The organism is Sulfurimonas sp., from assembly GCF_023228785.1.
Taxonomy (GTDB): domain Bacteria; phylum Campylobacterota; class Campylobacteria; order Campylobacterales; family Sulfurimonadaceae; genus Sulfurimonas.
In genome coordinates this window covers 21456-41088 of record NZ_JALOAN010000020.1, presented here as the reverse complement: position 1 = coordinate 41088, position 19633 = coordinate 21456, and the positions used below count along the sequence as shown (strand labels likewise).

At 34.1% G+C, this 19633-nt stretch carries 20 protein-coding genes; 8 read left to right on the top strand and 12 right to left on the bottom strand.

Translation table 11 applies throughout. The features are described from left to right. Positions 1-162: 162 nt before the first annotated feature. The 5 genes from M0Q24_RS06770 to hisS all read right to left on the bottom strand — a co-directional run bounded on the left by M0Q24_RS06770 (position 163) and on the right by hisS (position 7007). Entirely contained in the window at positions 163-1332 is a 1170-nt protein-coding gene (locus M0Q24_RS06770) for a pyridoxal phosphate-dependent aminotransferase (RefSeq protein WP_295048742.1), read from the bottom strand. Positions 1333-1530: 198 nt separating this feature from the next. Further along, on the bottom strand, positions 1531-2232 hold the full coding sequence (cysE, locus tag M0Q24_RS06765) for a serine O-acetyltransferase (protein WP_295048740.1): 702 nt from the start codon (positions 2230-2232) through the stop codon (positions 1531-1533). An 8-nt stretch (positions 2233-2240) separates the two neighbouring features. Next, positions 2241-4070 (bottom strand): biosynthetic arginine decarboxylase, encoded by a 1830-nt coding sequence (gene speA, locus M0Q24_RS06760; protein WP_295048738.1) that lies wholly within the window; start codon positions 4068-4070, stop codon positions 2241-2243. Beyond that, positions 4067-5794: an FMN-binding glutamate synthase family protein gene (locus M0Q24_RS06755; protein ID WP_295048736.1), complete on the bottom strand. Its 1728-nt coding sequence runs from the start codon at positions 5792-5794 to the stop codon at positions 4067-4069. Before M0Q24_RS06755 ends, speA begins: the two co-directional genes overlap by 4 nt. Before the next feature lies 1 nt (position 5795). Beyond that, on the bottom strand, positions 5796-7007 hold the full coding sequence (gene hisS, locus M0Q24_RS06750) for a histidine--tRNA ligase (RefSeq protein WP_295048734.1): 1212 nt from the start codon (positions 7005-7007) through the stop codon (positions 5796-5798). Between the two features lie 188 nt (positions 7008-7195). Between hisS and M0Q24_RS06745 the strand changes: the two genes are divergently transcribed. Next, a complete protein-coding gene (locus M0Q24_RS06745; RefSeq protein ID WP_295048732.1) occupies positions 7196-7873 on the top strand; it encodes a superoxide dismutase in 678 nt (225 codons plus the stop codon). 116 nt (positions 7874-7989) lie between these two features. On the opposite strand, the gene tmk is transcribed toward M0Q24_RS06745, so the two are convergent. The 4 genes from tmk to flgA are packed head-to-tail and all read right to left on the bottom strand — an operon-like array spanning position 7990 to position 10459. Further along, positions 7990-8559 (bottom strand): dTMP kinase, encoded by a 570-nt coding sequence (gene tmk / locus M0Q24_RS06740; RefSeq protein ID WP_295048730.1) that lies wholly within the window; start codon positions 8557-8559, stop codon positions 7990-7992. Further along, complete coding sequence (gene coaD / locus M0Q24_RS06735; RefSeq protein ID WP_295048728.1) at positions 8550-9035, bottom strand: pantetheine-phosphate adenylyltransferase; 486 nt, start codon at positions 9033-9035, stop codon at positions 8550-8552. Before coaD ends, tmk begins: the two co-directional genes overlap by 10 nt. Positions 9036-9037: 2 nt before the next feature. Beyond that, entirely contained in the window at positions 9038-9562 is a 525-nt protein-coding gene (locus M0Q24_RS06730) for a UbiX family flavin prenyltransferase (protein ID WP_295048726.1), read from the bottom strand. Positions 9563-9577: 15 nt separating this feature from the next. Continuing rightward, the gene (gene flgA, locus M0Q24_RS06725) at positions 9578-10459 is read right to left on the bottom strand and encodes a flagellar basal body P-ring formation chaperone FlgA (protein WP_295048724.1); all 882 of its coding nucleotides are present in this window, start codon (positions 10457-10459) and stop codon (positions 9578-9580) included. A 150-nt stretch (positions 10460-10609) separates the two neighbouring features. Here flgA and M0Q24_RS06720 point away from each other — a divergent pair, with 150 nt between their 5' ends. Continuing rightward, on the top strand, positions 10610-11854 hold the full coding sequence (locus M0Q24_RS06720; protein ID WP_295048722.1) for an EAL and HDOD domain-containing protein: 1245 nt from the start codon (positions 10610-10612) through the stop codon (positions 11852-11854). Here M0Q24_RS06720 and M0Q24_RS06715 read toward each other — a convergent pair. After that, a complete protein-coding gene (locus M0Q24_RS06715) occupies positions 11851-12459 on the bottom strand; it encodes a DUF6166 domain-containing protein (protein WP_295048720.1) in 609 nt (202 codons plus the stop codon). The two genes, M0Q24_RS06720 and M0Q24_RS06715, sit on opposite strands and share 4 nt — an antisense overlap. A 242-nt stretch (positions 12460-12701) precedes the next feature. Between M0Q24_RS06715 and M0Q24_RS06710 the strand changes: the two genes are divergently transcribed. Together M0Q24_RS06710 and M0Q24_RS06705 are read left to right on the top strand one after the other, a co-directional pair. Continuing rightward, positions 12702-12989, top strand: a complete 288-nt coding sequence (locus M0Q24_RS06710; RefSeq protein WP_295048718.1) for a hypothetical protein — start codon at positions 12702-12704, stop codon at positions 12987-12989. An 8-nt stretch (positions 12990-12997) separates the two neighbouring features. Continuing rightward, complete coding sequence (locus M0Q24_RS06705) at positions 12998-13699, top strand: MOSC domain-containing protein (protein ID WP_295048716.1); 702 nt, start codon at positions 12998-13000, stop codon at positions 13697-13699. Here M0Q24_RS06705 and M0Q24_RS06700 read toward each other — a convergent pair. Both M0Q24_RS06700 and aspS read right to left on the bottom strand, forming a co-directional pair. Then, on the bottom strand, positions 13690-14259 hold the full coding sequence (locus M0Q24_RS06700; RefSeq protein ID WP_295048714.1) for an adenylate kinase: 570 nt from the start codon (positions 14257-14259) through the stop codon (positions 13690-13692). The genes M0Q24_RS06705 and M0Q24_RS06700 overlap by 10 nt on opposite strands. 98 nt (positions 14260-14357) lie before the next feature. Further along, positions 14358-16115, bottom strand: coding sequence for an aspartate--tRNA ligase (aspS, locus tag M0Q24_RS06695; RefSeq protein WP_295048711.1), 1758 nt, complete (start codon positions 16113-16115; stop codon positions 14358-14360). A 162-nt stretch (positions 16116-16277) separates the two neighbouring features. On the opposite strand from aspS, the gene M0Q24_RS06690 reads away from it, so the two are divergent. From M0Q24_RS06690 to M0Q24_RS06675, 4 genes are read left to right on the top strand one after another with little or no spacing between them, the layout of a single operon-like run. Continuing rightward, the gene (locus M0Q24_RS06690) at positions 16278-17138 is read left to right on the top strand and encodes an NAD(+)/NADH kinase (protein WP_295048709.1); all 861 of its coding nucleotides are present in this window, start codon (positions 16278-16280) and stop codon (positions 17136-17138) included. Next, positions 17135-18679, top strand: coding sequence for an ATPase (locus M0Q24_RS06685; protein ID WP_295048707.1), 1545 nt, complete (start codon positions 17135-17137; stop codon positions 18677-18679). The genes M0Q24_RS06690 and M0Q24_RS06685 overlap by 4 nt, the downstream gene beginning before the upstream one ends. After that, positions 18667-18831 (top strand): hypothetical protein, encoded by a 165-nt coding sequence (locus tag M0Q24_RS06680; protein WP_295048705.1) that lies wholly within the window; start codon positions 18667-18669, stop codon positions 18829-18831. Before M0Q24_RS06685 ends, M0Q24_RS06680 begins: the two co-directional genes overlap by 13 nt. Continuing rightward, on the top strand, positions 18828-19604 hold the full coding sequence (locus M0Q24_RS06675) for a TatD family hydrolase (protein WP_295048703.1): 777 nt from the start codon (positions 18828-18830) through the stop codon (positions 19602-19604). The genes M0Q24_RS06680 and M0Q24_RS06675 overlap by 4 nt, the downstream gene beginning before the upstream one ends. The last annotated feature ends 29 nt before the right edge of the window (positions 19605-19633 follow it).

Sequence of the window (19633 nt, the reverse complement as noted above, 5' to 3'; positions counted from 1 at the left end):
AGCCTTCTTTATAATTACTACTCATCAAAGCCCTATATTACGAAGTTTTATGACGGTATTGTACCATTTTAGGGATTAAAAGAACCCTTATTTAAGAGTTCTTTTAGAAAGTTCTTTCACAGTCTCAGAGCATTGGAACGAGTGAGGTTTTAACCTCGCGTATTAAGCTTTTAACTCTTTTACAAACTCTGCAATTCTTGCGATTCCTGTTCTAATAGTCTCTATATCAGTTGCAAAACTCATTCTAAAGTAACCCTCGCTTCCAAAAGCTACACCTGGAACTACAGCTACAAGTTTTTTATCAAGTAACTCTTTTGAAAATCCTAGTGAGTCAGAGCTAACATCTTTAATATTTACAAACAAGTAAAATGCACCATCAGGCTTTACAACACTAAGTCCATCTATCTTGTTTATAAGTGTATGCGCTTCATCTCTTCGCTTAATAAACTCTAATCTCATCATCTCTATATCTGCATCAGCACTTCCGTCAAGTCCTGCAATTGCTGCCTTTTGAGTTATAGTGTTAATATTTGAAGTACTTTGACTTTGAAGTTTTTTAGTAGCTTTAATTAGCTCAGTATTGTGTGCAGCCATATAACCAAATCTCCAACCAGTCATTGCAACTGATTTGCTTAGCCCGTTTATAGTTACAGTTCTTTTAAACATATCCTCGCTAACTGCGGCACAAGATGTAAAAGTACCTTCAAAAGTTAGTTTTTCATACATCTCATCAGAAGCAACGATAATATCACTACCTTCTAAAACTTTTCCTAAAGCGATAAGTTCATCTTTTGAGTAGATAGATCCAGTTGGGTTGGATGGAGTAGTTAGTATTAGCATCCTCGTTTTTGGAGTGATAGCAGATTTTAGTTGCTCTGGTGTAATCTTAAAAGCTGTCTCATCACTAGTTTGAATTTCAACTACACTACCACCACAATATAAAACTAATTCAGGATAAGTAACCCAATATGGAGCTGGGATAATAACTTCATCTCCTTTTTGTATAGTTGCACTAATTAGGTTAAAAAGAGAGTGTTTAGCACCATTATTTGTGATGATTTGGTTAGGTGCGTAAGTGAGATCGTTATCTCTTTTTAGCTTATTAGCTATCGCTTGTCTTAACTCAATTATGCCATCAACAGCAGTATATTTTGTAAACCCTTCATTGATCGCTGCAATAGCAGCATCGTTGATAACTTTAGGTGTGTTAAAGTCAGGTTCTCCAGCAGAAAAGCTAAGGATATCTTTCCCCTGTGCTTTTAACTCTTGTGCTAAAGTAGTAATAGCAATAGTAATTGATTCAGATAGTGTGTTGACGCGGTCAGTTAGCATAAGTGCATTCCTTACAATAAAATATTGGTGCAATTATACTAAAGTTTTAATATTTGTGGCTTAGTTTCTCTTAGCTTTTCTCTAGTTCCAATGCTCTTGCGTTGGAACTCATATATATTTGAGTTGCAGTGCACATATATACTCCCACGCAGAGCGTGGGAGTCAGAGAATATTTTAATATTTGTGGCTTAGTTTCTCTTAGCTTTTCATAGCTTTTATAAAGGATTCGTAGATATTTTCTAGTTCTAAATCTTTCTCCAATACATTTTTATTATCAACAACTAAAATATGTTCTAAAATAGCAACTCTTTTTAGAAGATATTCAAACATCTCTTTGTTGATATCTGGAAGTAAGTTATGCATAAATGGATCTTTACATCTGCCCTTTTCTATGACATGAGCAGGGATTCCAATCGCAGTAGAACAATCTGGAACTTCTCTAACGACTACAGAGTTCGCCCCTATTTTTGAGTACTCTCCGATAGTAATATTGCCCAAAATTTTAGCACCAGCTCCAATAACCACACCTTTTTTTATAGTAGGATGACGTTTTCCTTGAACTAAAGAGACACCACCCAAGGTTACTCCTTGATATATCAAAACATCACTCTCTATAACACTTGTCTCACCTATTACTACACCAGTTCCATGATCTATAAAAACCCTAGGTCCAATAACTGCAGCTGGATGTATATCAATGTTTGTAACTATATGGTTTACACCCATAATCATTCGAGATAGTCTCTTAAAGTTTGCCTTATGGAGTCTATGTGCTACTCTATACCATGCTATTGCCCAAACACCAGGATAATTAAAGATAAAATCTAGTTTAGAGTTTAGAGCAGGGTCATTTCTATACACATTTAAAAAGTCTTCTTTAATTTCGCCAAATAATCCCATAATTAACCTTAGTTTGTTGTTCGTAGATAACCGTTTTGTTCTACAAAAGTTTCAAGTTTTGCAAGTGTATCATTTTTTTCTTGCTCGGATATAAAATCACTTTTAATTAAATCACCTTTAAGTTTATTTAAAATCTCATCTTTTCTATAACCAAGTGATTCCAATATTTCTAAGATATTTTTTGATTCAACTTCGTTTATGATCCTATGACCATCCTCATCTATTTCAATAGTGTATTCACTAGGATGAGTAAAAAGATTGTGATTCATACCAAGTGTTTCTTGGTAGGCTCCAACATTGAAAAATCCTAAAAAGTAGTCTTCTTCATCAAGATCTATATCATGCAAGTAGAGAGGCTTTTCAGGGTCAAAGCCTATCTCTCCATCACTATCACAAGTTATATCCCACAGAGATGCGGCTCTTAGTGGAGTTGTGTTTAGATAGTGAAGTGGCATAACAGGAAAGTGCTGATTTAGGCCCCAATAGTCTGGTAAACTTTGAAAAATAGAGGCATTTATAAGATATCTCTCTTGCAACTTTACTTGGAGTTGTTCTAGCTCATCTGTTGGATCTGCTGACTTTAAATATAAGGCTCTTTTTATAATGTTGTGAACTAAGATCTCAGCGTTTGATCTATCTTGAAGATCTATATAACCTAGATCAAAAAGAGTAAGAAGTGATTCCATATGATCTAGTGCATCGTGAAGATACTCTATACAGTTTTGATTGCTAAGTAGTTTGTTTAACTCTATAAGTTCTTCAAGAAGAGGTGGATTGACAGGTTTAAAATTTAGCAGTTTTTCTTGATAATCATGTGTAAAAAGCTCTAAAACCGGAGTAACTAGTACTGCGTGAGATGCTACAATAAACCTTCCTGATTCTGTAAAAATATTTGGATGCTTAACATTTTTAGCATCCATAACTTGTCCTAGTGAGAAAACAACTGAGCTTGTAAACTCATCTATAGAGTAGTTTCTTGCTTTTGATTTTGTATGTTGGTCATACTCTACTGCAAGACCTCCACCAATATTTATATTATCAAGTGAGTGTGCACCCATTTTTCTCAGTTCAGCATAGATATTTCCAGCTTCTCTTAGTGCTTTTTTTAATGGTGCAATATCTGACATTTGAGAGCCTAAATGAAAGTGAATCATACTTAAATGTTTTAGTAGATCTGCTTCATTTAAGAGTTTGATCGCTTCTATGATCTCTGTAGAAGTTAGTCCAAATTTTGCATCCATTCCTCCACTTTTTGCCCAAATCCCACTTCCTGCACTATGAAGTCTTACTCTTATGCCAATATCTGGAACTTTTAACTTGCACTCCTGTGCTACCTCTATAATAGTTTCTAACTCCCCTAACCCTTCTATGGTTAAAGTGATGTTGTGTCCACTTTGAGCTGCGATAAATCCTAGAGTAATCATCTCTTTATCTTTAAAACCATTTACTGTGATATAAGCACCAATAGGAGTTTTGCTCATCGCTAAGATTAGTTCTGCTTTTGAACCTGCTTCAAGCCCATAATTAAACCTCTTTCCTTGTTTTGTTATAGCATCTATAGCGTGAGGAAATTGGTTTACCTTAAGAGGAAAAACAGCATTAAAATTTCCCTTATAGTTGTTTGCTTTTATAGCTTTGTCAAAGTAGGAGTAAAGACTGCTAATCTGTTTTTTTATAAGATGTGGAAACCTCAAAAGCATAGGTCCTCTAACATCATTTGAGCGAATTTCTTGAACTAGCTCTAAGATAGAAGGCATACTTTTGTAGTTTAGCTTGACTTCACCATTTTCTACTATAAAATTTTTATTTGACCATATGTCTAAACCAAAGTGATTCATACGTGCAACTTTTGTTGAAAATATTTATCTATATCAAAATATAATTCAGAGTTTTGATTTCTAAAGGTTAAGTTCTTTTTATTCATATCATTAATATTTTTAATGCCCATAACTGCGGATATCATTTTCATCCCTTTTACTAAATTTAGATGATAGTTTCCTATCTCTTTTCCCTCTTTTATCACAAGATATGAGGCTCTTTTTTTCTCATCTTGTGTAGCCATTCCAACAGGACAGACATGAGATCCAAATCCAGAACACAGTCTAGCACGAATACAGCCACCACTCATCATAAAACCTCTTGCAATACCGATAGCATCTGCACCCATACAAAGAGTGATGATAGCATCATCTGGTGTTAGTATTTTACCACTTGCTATTATCTTTATATCTTGGCGAACACCATGTTTTTTTAGCATCATGTCTAAAATATAAAGGGCATTGTTTGTAGTAAGTCCAACTGATTCCATCAGCTCCAACGGAGCAGTAGCGCTTCCACCTTCACCACTATCTACTGAGATAAAATCAGGTATATTTTTACCATCAGCCTTTCTTTTTGCAATCTCACAAGCCAGTTCATCTACAGCATCCATATCAGAGATAACTATCTTAAAACCAACAGGCTTAAGTGAGAGTTTTTGAAGTCTCTCTACAAAGTCTAAAAGATGTTTAGTTGTATCTGCATAAGGAAATCTATTTGGTGAAAATATATCTTTTCCTTGCGGTACACCCCTGTAAAATGCTACATCAGCAGTTACTTTTGCAGCTGCTAACTTTCCACCAGTTTGTTTTGCACCTTGAGCTATTTTTATCTCAGTCATGCGACAAAATTTCATAACTTTTTGATACTTTAACTCATCAAATATACCACTAGAATCTCTGACTCCATAAAGACCAGAACTCATTTGAAATATCATGTTTGGGATATCTTGTGGCACTTCTTTTGGAAAAGACTCTATTGATGCATTCCAGTTTACACGAAACAGAACATGAGAAGTTGTGTCATATATATAAGTATTTTGAGTATCTCTGTTAAGTAAAGCAGTTCTATACCATTTTAAAGCTCTTGCACGATTAAAGAGCTTATCACCTATTTTAAAAACAAACTCAGCCCAAGGAGTACTTTTAACTATCTCAAGATAGTCACAATCATCTAGATTTGGTTTATGAGTAAAGAGATGGTTTGATGTGAGAGATCCTTCTCCTGTATTTATAGTTAGATTTGTTTTAGCTCCTGCAATAGAAAAAGCCCTAACTGCTTCTGGAGAGATTGAACCATCACTCATAGCAGAGCGGATTATAGGTGTATGTGACACAAAAGGAATCTCTCTATCTTTACCAAAAACTACGCTTGTATCTTCTAGGACTTCATCTTCATTTAAAACATTTGTAGCGTGTTTTATAATAAATCTTGAACCTGAAAAAGGCTGAGCAACTGAAAAAGATTTATAGTTTGGCAAGTCTTTTGCAGCAGTATATACCCAGTCTATCTTATCTTTTGAATCATAAAAAGTTTCATTTGCAAAATATTGACGAAGAGGCTCACGAAGTGCTTCAAAAAAATATCTAAAACGACCAATAACTGGATAGTTAATAAGTAGTGCATGTTTTCTTTGGATATATTTATCGTAAACAAACAAAGCTACCGTAGCAAATAGACCTGCGAGAATAAAAAATTCAATAAACTCTACAAATAAAATCCATATACTATGAAGTGTCTCCATATTAAAAATCCTCTATTTTAATTATTTCTTCTGTTTTTTCTTGTAAATTTTTAATCCAAATTGTACCATTATTCAATTCATTTGAACCAATAACACAACAAAATTTAGCATCTGCTTTATCAGCTGCTTTTAAATGCTTTTGTAAATTTTTCGCTTTATAGTCAAGTGTAACTATATGAGTTTTTCTTTTACTCTGAGTTAGCTTTACAACTAGGTCAATTGCCTCTTCATCCAAAGCCCCCATATAATAACCATCTCTTTTAGTCTGTGGCATATCGATAAGCTCAAGAAGCCTCTCTATCCCCATAGCAAAACCAACAGCAGGAGTTGGTTTTCCATCTAAAAACTCTACAAGTCTGTCATATCTTCCACCACCTGCTATCGCACTCTGAGATCCGATGTTGTCACTAACAAATTCAAATGCAGTTTTTGAGTAGTAGTCAAGTCCTCGAACAAGATTTGTATCTATTTCGTACTCTATATTGTTCTCTTTTAATATCTCTGTAAGTTTGTTAAAATCATCATTACAGCTTGCACATAGTGAGTTTATAAGCTTTGGAGCATCTCTATAGAGAGTCTGACAAGTTGGGTTTTTACAATCAAGAACTCTTATGGAATTGGTATCTAAGCGACGGATACAATCATCACAAACTTTATCTTCTACGCTTTTAACAAAGTTGACTAAATTTTGGCGATATGGAGGCATGCACTCGTTACACCCTAGAGAGTTTAGTTGAAGTCTATAGCCAATACCAAGAGCATTTAAGATATCGCTAACCATCATAATCATAGATGCATCTTCATAAACACTCTCTACTCCAAAACTCTCAACTCCAAACTGATGAAACTCTCGAAGTCTTCCTTTTTGAGGTCTCTCGTAGCGAAACATCGGTCCATGATAGAAAAATCTATGAATACCACCAGCCTTGTCAAGTTTCTTTTGCACAAAAGCTCTTACAACGCCAGCCGTTCCCTCAGGACGAAGACAGACATCATTGTCGCCTTTATCAATAAACTGATACATCTCTTTAGAGACTATATCGCTAGAATCCCCAACTGAGCGTTTAAAAAGAGATGTCTCTTCAAGTAGAGGGGTCTCTATAAAGTGATAACCATATCTTTTGGCTATCTCTGTGGCAGTATCTATAAAGTGAGTAAATCTTTGATAATCCTCACTTAAAATATCGTTCATACCTCTTAGCGACTTGATCATGTAGTTCCTTGGATCTTTTTATATTGGAGTTTTAAATCTATGAAAGGATACCATTTTATGCTTATATCATATTTATTTTATAGTGACTTTTACACTATTATAAAGTAGCCTAGATCATTCAATGCCCTTTAATAATAAGATATTATAATAGTCAGTGAATTAAGTTTAAAAAAATTAAGGAGATTATTATGATTGAATTACAAAAATTACCGTTTGAAGAAGACGAGTTAGAACCCTTTATATCTAAAGAGACTATTGAGTTTCACTATCATAAGCACCACGCTTCTTATGTTAAAAACTTAAATGAGCTCATAAAAGGTAGTGAGTATGACAAAATGTCTCTCTCTTCTATCATTCGTGATAGTGATGGAGCTACATTTAACAACGCAGCTCAAGTCTTTAACCACACTTTTTACTGGAAATCTCTATGTGCTGTGTCAACTCCACCAAAAGGAGCACTACTCACTAAGATAGAAGAAGATTTTGGTTCACTTGAGGCTTTAAAAGAGCAGTTTTTAAAGCAGGGTGCTACTCTTTTTGGATCAGGCTGGGTTTGGCTTGTTCGTGAGCCAAAGGGACAGTTAATGTTAAAGCAAACTAAAAATGCAGAGACTCCACTAAGCGTTGGCGCTATTCCTCTTTTTGTTTGTGATGTTTGGGAACATGCCTACTATATAGATTATCGTAATGCAAGACCAAAATATTTAGCTGAGTTTTGGGAGCATATTAACTGGGAATTTGCACAAAAGACTTATGAAGCAACAAACAATGATGTTTTTATTGCTATAGAACCATGTAATGATATACATGATCCATTTTGTCAAATACTAGATGATATGCAAAATGCAGATCGAGTTACAAGCTAAATAGCTTGTGACTTACAAAAAAACTATTTTTTTGTAAGTTTATGGGGTTGCAAGGGACATTTGTCCTTGCCATTAAAATGGACTAGTTCATTTTAATTTATAAGAAAAATTGCAAGTTAAATAGCGCTAATTATCTCTTTAGTTATCGCTTCTATATCTTTAGTCGCATCAACTACTACAAGCTCTAGATCTAGGAGCTGTGTAGCTTTTATAATGGCTTCTTGAATGCCAAGCAGATACTCAACACCACGAAGTTCTATACCATCAAGCTTTTTTTGAGAGAGTCTGTACTCTAGTTCCTCTTTTGTAAGTTTTAGTAAAAATACTTTTTTAGGATAAATGGCATCTGTAGCAAATCTATTGAGGTGTACAATTGCTGTCTCGCTTATTTCTCCTTGGACTAAAGCGTAAGCAACCCCACTAACAACACTTCTATCAGAGATAATCATCTTATCTATATTTGGTTTTATCACCTCTTGTATATGTTCAGCTCTATCTGCTAAAAAGAGTAAAAATTCAGCTTTTTTACTTTTAATCTCTGCTCCTAATACTATCTCTCTTATCTTAGTTCCAAGTTCAGTTCCACCAGGCTCTTTTGTGATGAGAGCATCTTTATAATGCTCTTGTAGTTTTTGGATCTGAGTACTTTTTCCAGCAGTATCAATGCCTTCTATTGTTATATACATCTCTCTTTACTCCCTATGATATTTTGTACTTCACGAGGAAGCAAATGTTCTGTTTTTGCTTTAAACTTTAAAAGACTTCGTACACTTGATGAACTTATAAAAGCGTGTTTTAGTTTTGGCATCAAATATACTGTCTCTATAGAGTCATCAAGTGAGTTATTTAAGTATCCAAGTTGTAGTTCATACTCAAAGTCACTAACGGCACGAAGACCGCGAATAAGAACAGAAGCTCCATGTTTTTTTGCAAGCTCAACTGTGAGAGTGTCAAAGCCAACTACGCTAACGTTTTTTAGATGTGAGGTTGCTTTTTCTACCATCTCTATACGATCTTCTAGGCTAAACATAGGTTGTTTATCATGCGATACTGCAATTGCTATGATGACCTCATTAAAGAGTTTTAAAGCCCTCTCAATAATGTCATAGTGACCATTGGTAATAGGATCAAATGTTCCAGGATATAGTGCGATATTTCTCAATATTACTCCCATCTCTTATAAAGATTATGTTCAATATCAAGTAGATCAAACCACTTTCCTATGATAAAGTTTTCCATCTCTTCTAGTGTTTGTTGCTCTGAATAGTAGGCAATAGCAGGTGGGGCTATAATAACTCCAAGGCGAGAGAGTTTAAGCATATTTTCTAGCGCAATAGCAGAAAAAGGCATCTCTCTTGGAGCTAAGATAAGCTTTTTTTGCTCTTTTATCATAACACTTGCACATCTTGTAACTAGATTATCTGAGATCCCACAGGCGATTTTAGCTAGTGTATTCATGCTGCAAGGTGCTATTATCATCGCATCTACACCAAAAGATCCAGATGCAACACTTGCTGCTATATTTTCATTATCATGAATGGTTAAGTTATTCTCTTTTTTCAAAACTACATGTGAGTTTTTTGTCATAATAAAGTGTTTCTCAACGCTCTTTGGAAGTAACTTCATAGTTTTTATACCTAAGTTCACTCCACTAGCACCACTTGTCGCTACTACTATTTTACGCTTCATTTTTGCCCAACTTTCTTATTTTAATATCGCTCTGTTTTTTCCAATTACAACTACTTTTAATCTTGTACCATTGGCTTTTTCAACAGTGATAGTATCTCCCATCTTTGCATCTTTAAGTGCTCTTGCACTAAAAGTTATGGACATATTTTTACTATCCATAGAGACATTTACACTTTGATTTCTCTTTATCATGCTTAAGATCTCTACGTCTCTTGATGTTATGATGCTATCTTTTTGTAGATGATGTCTACTCTCTAAGGGCATAATTTCTAAATCTTCAATAGGCTTTGCCATAAATTTATCTAAAATTATACTCTTTTTAATTGTGTTAAGAGCTGATAGAGCAGTTGAGCGAGCGAGTGTTTCTTTTGTAGTATAGACAAAGACCTTTGCATCAATAATAAAGTTAAAGTAAATCTTTTTGTTTTTTGGTGTTTTTATGCTTAATATCCCATCTTTTGCAAGATACGCATCATCCCTTATCTCAATTATATAATTTTTGGGGAGTGACTCTAAAAATCCTCTTGATTGAACTTTTATATCTTTTATTTCTATTTTTCTATAGTGTCTTTGATAGTAAAGTTTAAGATAATTAACTATATTCGAAGTGTTTATTGGGCTTTTTTTTACGAACTTTACATAAGAAGTCTCAGCTAAAATATCTCTATATCCATTCTCTTTTAGTAATTTTAATAGTTCTTGTGATTTTACTCTTTTTGTATATCTGCCCTCGGTTATTTTATATATTTGTTTATTTCGCGGAGCATCTTTTATGATGTGAGAGATATAAATCTCATCTGAATCAATATAGTAAGTGCTTTGTAGTTTTATATGAGCAAAATCACTTGCGAATATGAGACTTGACAAGAGTATGAAAAGAGTAAATTTTTTAAACATTTTGTAGCTTTTTTATTTATTGTAACATATTATTTTAAAGTAAATGTCTACTCAGTAGTAAAAGATATTATAAAATAAAAAATCATATTCATATTGTGCTTAAGCTATTTTTTGTATACTTTGATATTAAAATTTATTTTAGAGAGTGTAATGAATCCAAATTTATATATAGCAAGACAGCCTATATTATGCAGTGACGAGAGTATCTTTGCATTTGAGTTACTCTATAGAGACTCAAACAAAAGCTCTAAGATCCAAGATGATAGGGAAGCAACTGTTGCAGTTTTAAGTAATGTTTTAAACAAATTTGGAGTTAAAAATCTTTTAGGTGATAAAAAAGCCTTTATTAAAGCTGATAAAAACTTTTTGATGCATGAGGTTGTTTTTTATATACCTAAAGAGTATTTTATATTTTCACTTCAAGCTAGTATGAACTTAACAGATGCTTTAAAAGAGAGGATCATAGAACTAAGTGAGCTTGGTTATACTCTAGCCATTAACGATGTTTTACTTACAAAAGAAGTGCTTAAATCATTCAACTCTTTACTTGAGTACATTACTTATATAAAAGTAGACATAAACTCAACAGAGCAAAATCTTGAGTTGTTAAAAGAGATAGCTACTCAAGTTATCTTTACAAAAGTTGAGACACATGAACTCTACGATAAGGCTAAGAAACACCACGCTAAACTCGTTCAAGGCTTCTTCTTTTCTAAACCAAAAGTCTTAGAACAAGAAAAATTTGATCCACAAAGTCTAAGAGCAGTTGAGCTTTGTAACTTTATGATGAGTGATGCTTCTATTGATGAAATAGTTCTTAAATTTGAACAAAATCATGCTATTTCTCTTCAGCTTTTAAAGTATGTAAACTCAGGTCTTTTTCATTTTAGACACACCATCTCTTCTATTCGTCAAGTTTTAACTCTTATGGGCAGAACACCGCTAACTCAGTGGTTGATGCTTATGATGTATTCTACAAAAACAAATCAAAGTGAACAAGAGAGTGAAACTGCTCTTATGCAACTACTAAAATCAAGAACAGATCTTATGGTAGAAACCTCAAAACAACTTAAAGATACAAATGTTCAAAACCTCACATCAAAAGTCTATTTTTTAGGAGTTTTATCGCTATTAGATGCGCTCTTTAATGCAAATATCAGAAGGGTGCTAGATGAGCTAAATATAGATATTGAGATAAAAGATGCAATTATAGACGGTAAAGGTGTTTTAGGTGAAATTCTTCTTTTTGCAAAGAGTCTTGAAAACTTCGATATAAAAGAAGTAGAGAATTTTTGCCAAAAGTATAGGATAAACACTCAAGTACTTGAAGATTTAAGCTTAGAAGTTATCCGTAGTGCTAATGAATTTGAACTTAGCAGAAGAGAGAACTCTTAAGCAGTTTGTAGGAGTTTAACAAAGTTTTTGTAACTATCTACTACTTCTTGATTTCTTCTGTTTTGGATGTAAAATTCTATAGCTTTTTTTCCAAGTCTTGGGATCTCGTTTTTAACAGCCCAGCTACTAACAGTCCCCTCTGGAACTTCTAAAATCTCTGAAAGATTTTTTTGAGTTATGCGAAGCTCTTTACATATATCTTTTACTATGTTTCTTTTTATCTTTTTAAAAGTCTTTAGATCTGGCTGAGTTACTCTCATAGTTTGTGCTTTTGTTTTTAAAACTTCTTCACCCTCTGGAGTATTTTTTATCCAGTTGATAATATCAGAAGAGTTTACTATCCAATCTCTGTTAGCTAAGCTTTTTATAATATCATTACAAAAAGCAGAGGCATTGTTTTGCGCAAATTCAGCATCACTAAGCTGATGGAGCATAGAAAAAGCTAGTTGCATAGAAGATGCACTACTGTTTCCCCAATCAAAGCCATCTTTTGATTTTTTAAAAAGTTCATATTTTAAAGGCAGTTCAACCTCTGCATATGTTACATACCTATTTCCAAGAAGTGTTTTATGCCCTTTAAATACATGGTTGATTCTAGTTGTCATGATTATCTCTTATAATTTAAAAATATAGTTTTCATTACTACTCTTAGAATCTACCTTTTTTACATAAAAAAGAGTTCTATAGATAGTATAACTAACTAGCATAAGCAAAAAAAATACCAATAACCAAACTAACATGATAAAAATCCTTGATTAATTATACATATACATCGACAAAATCCATGATGTGTTAACATATTTTGTATTTTTTTAGTATTATTATGCAATTCATTTAAGGAAAAAAGATGTCACATATACAAAAACTAGAAGAACTACTTACAAAAAGCGTTATTCCAGATATAGATGAAAGGCTTGATGAGATCTTCGAAGAGATAGCTGGTAGTAAGTCTGCAAGCGAAGATGCAAAAGAAGAGATAGAAGAGTTGCGTGAGTTTAAAGAGGATTTGCAAGATGTATTGGCTGACATAAAAAGCGGTGATATAGATGAAGAAGAGGCTAAAGAACTTATAGATGATATTTTAGAAGCTCAAGAAGGTGATGAAGATGATTTTGATTTTGAAGAAGAAGATTAACAAGAGAGATGAAAAAGTCAATATCTAAGGTCTTAGAACTAAAAGTTGGAAGTGTTGAGACTATAAAACTCGAAGATAGCAAAAGAGAGTTCTTAGTTTCAGCCATAAAGAAAAAACCAACACCAAAAGCCTATCTTACAAAGAAGGGCTTTAGTGAAGATGAGCAGGGCGACACACTCCATCATGGAGGAGAAAATAAAGCTCTATTTCTTTTTTCTGCATCTACTTATGAAAAACTAAACTCCCATTTTGAAAGTAATTTTGACTTTAGAGGTGTTGCTTCTTTTGGAGAAAACTTAATTTTATCAGATATTTGTGAAAGTGATATTTGTATTGGCGATATCTTTGAAATTGGAGAAGCTATTGTCCAAATAACCCAGCCTAGACAGCCTTGCTGGAAATTAAGTGCAAGCACAAAAGAAAAAGATATGACAAAGGTGACATTTCTTAATGGTTTCACTGGTTGGTATGCGAAGGTTTTAAAAGAGGGTTATATATCAAAAGAAGATGAAGTCATTTTACAAAAAAGAGCTCATAAAAATCTTACTATTGCTAAACTAAATGAGCTTATCGTAGATCCAATGAGTGATGAAGAAGCAACTAAAGAGGCACTTTTGTGCGATGACTTGGGAAGAGCCTTTCTTGTCTCTCTAACTAAAAGATATGAGTTTAGAGAGAAAGATGATCAATTCTCACACTATCACACTTGAGTCTTTATAAAAGCTTCCATCTCGCTAACTATCGCCTCTATCTCTCTCTCGCCATCAACAACTCTTAAGAGATTTTTTGAGGCGTAAAAAGCCTCTATCTCGGCTAATGGTTCAGTGAAGATTTTCATACGATTATCAAAAACCTCTGTGTTGTCATCGGCACCACGAGCACGACCTAAGACTCTATCCTTTGCAGTCTGCTCACTTACTTTTACTTCTATAACACTCACAAGTTTAAGTGAGTCATCACTCTTTAAGTACTCATCAAGAGCTTCAAGCTGCTCCATACTTCTAGGATAACCATCTATGATGATAATCTCAGTAGGAGCATTTTTGATAGCGCTTGTAATAGTTTTAATAGCAATGCTAATGGGTACAATAAGACCTTTAGAGATAAAGCTCTCTATCTCTAAACCCAGATCACTACCACTTGCAACTTCACCTCTTAGCATATCTCCAGTAGAGTAGTGAGTGATGTTACTGTTAGCCTCTGCAATAAGCTCGGCATCTGTAGTCTTTCCAGATCCAGGTGCGCCTATGATTAAAAATAGTTTTTTCAAAATAAATCCTTGAAGTTTTGACCAGACTTTTGCAAAAGTTAGCTTCAGTAGCCTTAGCGGCTTTAACGGAGTAAAGGAAATTACTTGCCTTTACTCTGCTATTTTAAAGGCTTGTCTCTTAGTCTAATGTGTAGATCTCTAAGTTGGTTGTTATCGACCGCACTTGGTGCTTTTGTAAGCACACAAGAGGCTTTTTGAGTCTTTGGAAATGCTATAACATCACGGATGCTTGATTTTTTAGTGATTAGCATCATAATTCTATCAAATCCTAGTGCAAAGCCGCCATGTGGAGGTGCTCCAAATTTTAGAGCATCAAGCAAGAAACCAAACTTCTCTTGTGCTTCTTCTTCATCAATACCTAGAAGCTTGAAAACCTCTTCTTGAACATCTTGTTTGTGGATACGAATAGATCCACCACCGAGTTCTGTACCATTTAAAACGATATCGTAAGCAATAGACTCTATCTCTTCAATATCCTCTTTATCAGTATCTTTTGGTTGAGTAAAAGGATGATGAAGAGCTTTTACTCTTCCATCTTCTACCTCAAACATAGGAAAGTCCACTACCCAGACAAATTCGTAAGCATCTGGATCTGCTAAGTTCATCTTCTCATGCTCAGCTATATAGTTTCTAAGTCTTCCCATATAGTCCCAAACAGTCTTTTTATCTCCAGCACCAAAGAAGATTACATCGCCTACTTGAAGCTCGGTTCTTGCTATGATAAGGTTTATATCATCTTCGTTAAAGAACTTTGTAAGTGGGCCTTTTAGTCCATCTTCTTTCATTTGAAAGTAGCCCAAACCTTGCGCGCCAAACTCTCTTACAAAGTCTTCAAAACCTTTCATCTCTCTTTTTGAAAACACTAGATCTGCACCTGGAACTTTAAGAGCTTTTATACGGTTAGTATTTGGTTTTTTAGCAATGTTCGTAAAGATCTCGTTGTCACATCTCTCGAAAATATCGATAACATCTACCATTTTAAGGTCATATCTTAGATCTGGTTTATCAGATCCATAAAGTTCCATAGCATCGTTATAAGTTATGCGGTTAAATGGAGTGTTTACTTCGATGTTACAAGCTTTAAACATAGCGTGAAGTAGATCCTCTGCAACTTTTATAACATCTTCTTGATCACAAAAACTCATCTCAACATCGACTTGAGTAAATTCTGGTTGACGGTCTGCTCTTAAGTCTTCATCGCGAAAACATTTTGCTATCTGGAAGTAACGGTCAAATCCGCCAACCATAAGAAGTTGTTTAAAGAGTTGTGGTGATTGTGGAAGTGCATAAAACTCTCCACTATGAACACGAGATGGAACAAGGTAATCTCTTGCACCCTCTGGAGTTGATTTTGTAAGGATTGGTGTTTCAACTTCTAAGAAGCCATTTGCATCAAGAATATTTCTTGCAGCAATTGCCGCTTTTGAGCGAAGACGAAAAGTTTCATACATTGCAGGATCTCGAAGCTCTAAGTAGCGATACTTAAGACGTGTCTCTTCTCCAACATTGTTATCACCAATCACAAAAGGAGTAGCTGCACTTTTGTTCTCAATCTTTAACTCTTTAACTATAATCTCAATAGCCCCAGTTTTGAGTTTAGGATTTGTTAGTCCCTCTCCACGAAGCCTTACAACACCTTTTGCTATTAAAACAAACTCATCTCTAACGCTATCTGCAACCTTATGTGCATCTGGACCATCTTCTGGATCACAAGTTAGTTGAATAAGCCCTGTTTTATCACGAAGATCTATAAATATAATCCCGCCATGATCGCGATAACTATTTGCCCAACCAGTTAGAACAACTTCTTGTCCTACATTTTCTTCATTTAAATCTGTACAGTAATGAGTTCTCAAAATATAGAGTCCTATATAAAATTTTCGCGATTATAACGAAAGTAGCCTTATCAAAGACTAAGAGAAAAAACATCTACATTTTGCATGACAATTTGCAATGTTTTTATCTTTTTAACTACAAAAGTGTATAATCAAACAAATATTTTTAAATAAAGAGTTAATTTGCAAACAAGTAACATAAAAAAAATAGGCGTACTACTTCGACCATCAACACCTGAGCTAAAGAACAGTTACTATAAATTAGAGAAGATTTTTAAAAAGTACGATATCGATGTTTATGTAGATAGCATAAGCGCTGGGATGATTGATGTTATGGGAATGGAGTTTGAAGCTATGTGTCAACATGTAGATGCCATAGTAACTCTAGGAGGGGATGGCACTCTTATCTCAGCGGTTAGAAGATCTTTTAAGTTTGGGATTCCTGTTTTAGGAGTTTATGCCGGAAGCTTAGGCTTTTTAGCAGATGTAAACTTAGATGAATTAGATGAGTTTGTAAAAAAGATGACCCAAAACAAGGTAAGGGTTGATGAGAGATCAGTTTTAGAAGTCAAAATCGTTGGTAAAAACAAAGAGTTAGAAACTAATGCTTTTAACGATATGGTTCTCACTCGTTCAACTATCTCAAATATGATTCATATAGAAACATTAGTAGATGCAAAGCCTTTTAACACCTACTATGGTGATGGAGTGGTAGTCTCAACCCCAACGGGATCTACTGCTTACAACCTCTCTTGCGGTGGTCCTGTAATCTTTCCACTAACAGAAGTTTTTGCACTTACACCAATCTCTGCGCACTCACTTAGCCAAAGACCAGTAGTCTTACCAGGAAAGTTTTCTATAGAGATGAAAACACCACAAAATAAGGCTTTAGTCATCATAGATGGGCAAGATATGCATGAGATAGAGCAGGGTGATAGCGTTCATATAAAACTAGCATCTGCAAAGGCAAAACTCATTCATAGAGAAGAATTTAACTACTTTGAAGTTCTAAAGCAAAAGCTAGGCTGGGGTGATCATAGATGATAGAGAGATTTTATCTAAGAGATTATCTAAGCTTTAAAGAGATTGAGTTAAATACAACTAAAGGACTCGTTGTTTTTACAGGTCCTAGTGGAAGCGGAAAATCAATCCTTATGAAGTCAATTCTTTCATCATTTGGAGTTGAGTCTTGTGATGCATCTCTATGTGAGTCAAGTGTAAACTGGCAACTTGAGATGGATGATATTGGGATAGAAAATGAAGAGATAAACATCTTTAAACAGTTAAAAAAAGAAAAAGCTAGATACTTTATAAACAATCAAAGTCTCTCTAAAAAAGCTATAGCGGATCTTAGTTTTGGCTACTTAAGACATCTAAGTCTAAAAGACTATAGTGACTTTGAAGATGCAAACCTACTCTCTATCTTAGATCTAAGGGTAGAGAAGAGTTCAAAAGATATAAAGAGTTTAAAAAAGAGTTATAGAGACTCTTTTTTAAAGCATGCACAAGTAAGAACTGAGCTAGATCTCATTGAAGAAGAAGAGAAAAGAATAGTAGAATTAAAAGAGTTTGCATCGTTTGAGATAAATAAGATCCAAGAGATAGATCCAAAACCATCAGAAGATGAAAAGTTGCTTGAGATAAAAAAAGATCTATCAAAAAAAGAGAAACTTCAAGAGAGCATAGAAAAAGCTAACACTATCTTTGAGAGTGAAAACTTTGTTAGCTCAACTCTAAATTTGCTTGATAATAACAGCTCCTTTTTTGATGATGCAATGAATGAGTTAAGAGCTATTTTTGATAGTGCAGAGGCAAGATTTAATGAGCTTGACGATGTTGATATTGAAGAGGTGTTAAACCGTATAGAAGAGATTAGTTGGCTAAAAAAGAGATATGGAAGTATAGAAGAGGCGCTAGAGTATAGAGAGCAAAAAGCTCTTGAGTTGCAAAGATATGAAAATATAGAGATAAACAAAGAAGAGCTGACAAAGCAAGAGATGAGTTTAAAAAAGGAAATACTTACTTTAGCAGATAAAATATCTAAGTTAAGAGAGTCTCAAATAGGCGCGTTTGAGAGAGATCTAAACAGGTATTTAAAAGAGCTTTATTTAAGAGATGCTCAAATTAACATAAGTAGATGTACTCTCAATCCTAATGGGCAAGATAAAATAGAGATAAAGTTAAACAGTACAGATCTACAAAAAGTAAGTACAGGAGAGTTCAATAGGCTAAGACTTGCAATTTTGGCTTTAAAATCTGAATTCATGAATAAAAATGGTGGGGTTTTGATGCTTGATGAGATAGATGCAAACCTTAGTGGAGAAGAGTCTATGAGCGTTGCAAAGGTTCTAAGACAACTATCAAAACACTTTCAAATCTTTGTTATCTCACATCAACCGCAATTAACTTCTATGGGAGAACAACATTTTTTGATATATAAACAAGGTGATGAATCAAAGGTAAAAGAGCTTAATTTTAATGAACGAGTAGATGAGATAGCAAGAATTATAAGTGGAGAGAGTGTCTCAGTTGAGGCTAAAAACTTCGCAAAAGAGCTTTTAGAAGTAAGTCGATGTGCTTTGTAATCTCTTTTATACTTTTAGTGCTAAGCTATAATCTTTTTATGGCTTCAAACTTATTTTTAGCATTAGCTTCACTTTTGGGAGCTATCTTTTTCATATATCTGATGTTAAGAAACATCATAAGAGTTAGAGAGATAAAAAAGGGTAAAAAATGATAATAGATACACATATTCACCTAGATAATGAAAGATACAAAGATGACTTAGATGAAGTCTTAAATAGAGCTAGAGTTGCAAAAGTAAAGAGATTTATCATCCCAGGAGCTGATCCAACTACCTTAGAGAGAACTCTTGAAATTGTAGATGCCAATAGTGATGTTTACTTTGCAGTAGGTGTACATCCTTATGATATGGCTTCATTTAATGATCTTGATTTTGAAAAATATGTTGGACATGAGAAGTGTGTAGCTATTGGAGAGTGTGGGCTTGATTATTTTAGGCTTGAGGGAAGTGATGAAGAAAAATTAAAAGAAAAAGAAGAACAAAAACGAGTCTTTAGAGCTCAAATAGAGCTTGCAAAAAAGTATAAAAAACCTCTAATAGTTCACATTAGAGAGGCTTCAAGAGACTCAAAAGAGATACTATTAGATCTTGGTGCTGCACAAGTTGGTGGTGTACTTCATTGCTACAATGCTGATGAAGAGTTGCTCTCGTTGTCCAAAGAAGGTTTTTACTTTGGAATTGGAGGAGTTTTGACTTTTAAAAATGCAAAAAAATTGGTAAATGTCTTAAGTAAAATCCCAAAAGAAAAACTTCTTATAGAGACAGATGGACCCTATTTAACTCCATCACCACATCGAGGAGAGAGAAATGAACCGCTCTATACAATATTTGTAGCACAAAAGATCTCTGAACTATTAGGTATACCACTTCATGATATAAAAGAGCTAACTACGCAAAATGCCCTAAGACTCTTTACTTTACGCTAATTTAATCTTTTTTTAGATAAAATCTAGAC

Bases quoted from the DNA above. Each gene is read 5' to 3' on its own strand.
- M0Q24_RS06770 (WP_295048742.1), bottom strand. From the start codon at position 1,332: ATGCTAACTGACCGCGTCAACACACTATCTGAATCAATTACTATTGCT.
- speA (WP_295048738.1), bottom strand. From the start codon at position 4,070: ATGAATCACTTTGGTTTAGACATATGGTCAAATAAAAATTTTATAGTA.
- M0Q24_RS06730 (WP_295048726.1), bottom strand. From the start codon at position 9,562: ATGAAGCGTAAAATAGTAGTAGCGACAAGTGGTGCTAGTGGAGTGAAC.
- M0Q24_RS06710 (WP_295048718.1), top strand. From the start codon at position 12,702: ATGTCACATATACAAAAACTAGAAGAACTACTTACAAAAAGCGTTATT.
- flgA (WP_295048724.1), bottom strand. From the start codon at position 10,459: ATGTTTAAAAAATTTACTCTTTTCATACTCTTGTCAAGTCTCATATTC.
- tmk (WP_295048730.1), bottom strand. From the start codon at position 8,559: ATGTATATAACAATAGAAGGCATTGATACTGCTGGAAAAAGTACTCAG.
- M0Q24_RS06675 (WP_295048703.1), top strand. From the start codon at position 18,828: ATGATAATAGATACACATATTCACCTAGATAATGAAAGATACAAAGAT.
- M0Q24_RS06685 (WP_295048707.1), top strand. From the start codon at position 17,135: ATGATAGAGAGATTTTATCTAAGAGATTATCTAAGCTTTAAAGAGATT.
- M0Q24_RS06680 (WP_295048705.1), top strand. From the start codon at position 18,667: ATGTGCTTTGTAATCTCTTTTATACTTTTAGTGCTAAGCTATAATCTT.
- M0Q24_RS06745 (WP_295048732.1), top strand. From the start codon at position 7,196: ATGATTGAATTACAAAAATTACCGTTTGAAGAAGACGAGTTAGAACCC.
- M0Q24_RS06705 (WP_295048716.1), top strand. From the start codon at position 12,998: ATGAAAAAGTCAATATCTAAGGTCTTAGAACTAAAAGTTGGAAGTGTT.
- M0Q24_RS06715 (WP_295048720.1), bottom strand. From the start codon at position 12,459: ATGACAACTAGAATCAACCATGTATTTAAAGGGCATAAAACACTTCTT.
- M0Q24_RS06720 (WP_295048722.1), top strand. From the start codon at position 10,610: ATGAATCCAAATTTATATATAGCAAGACAGCCTATATTATGCAGTGAC.
- cysE (WP_295048740.1), bottom strand. From the start codon at position 2,232: ATGGGATTATTTGGCGAAATTAAAGAAGACTTTTTAAATGTGTATAGA.
- M0Q24_RS06755 (WP_295048736.1), bottom strand. From the start codon at position 5,794: ATGGAGACACTTCATAGTATATGGATTTTATTTGTAGAGTTTATTGAA.
- hisS (WP_295048734.1), bottom strand. From the start codon at position 7,007: ATGATCAAGTCGCTAAGAGGTATGAACGATATTTTAAGTGAGGATTAT.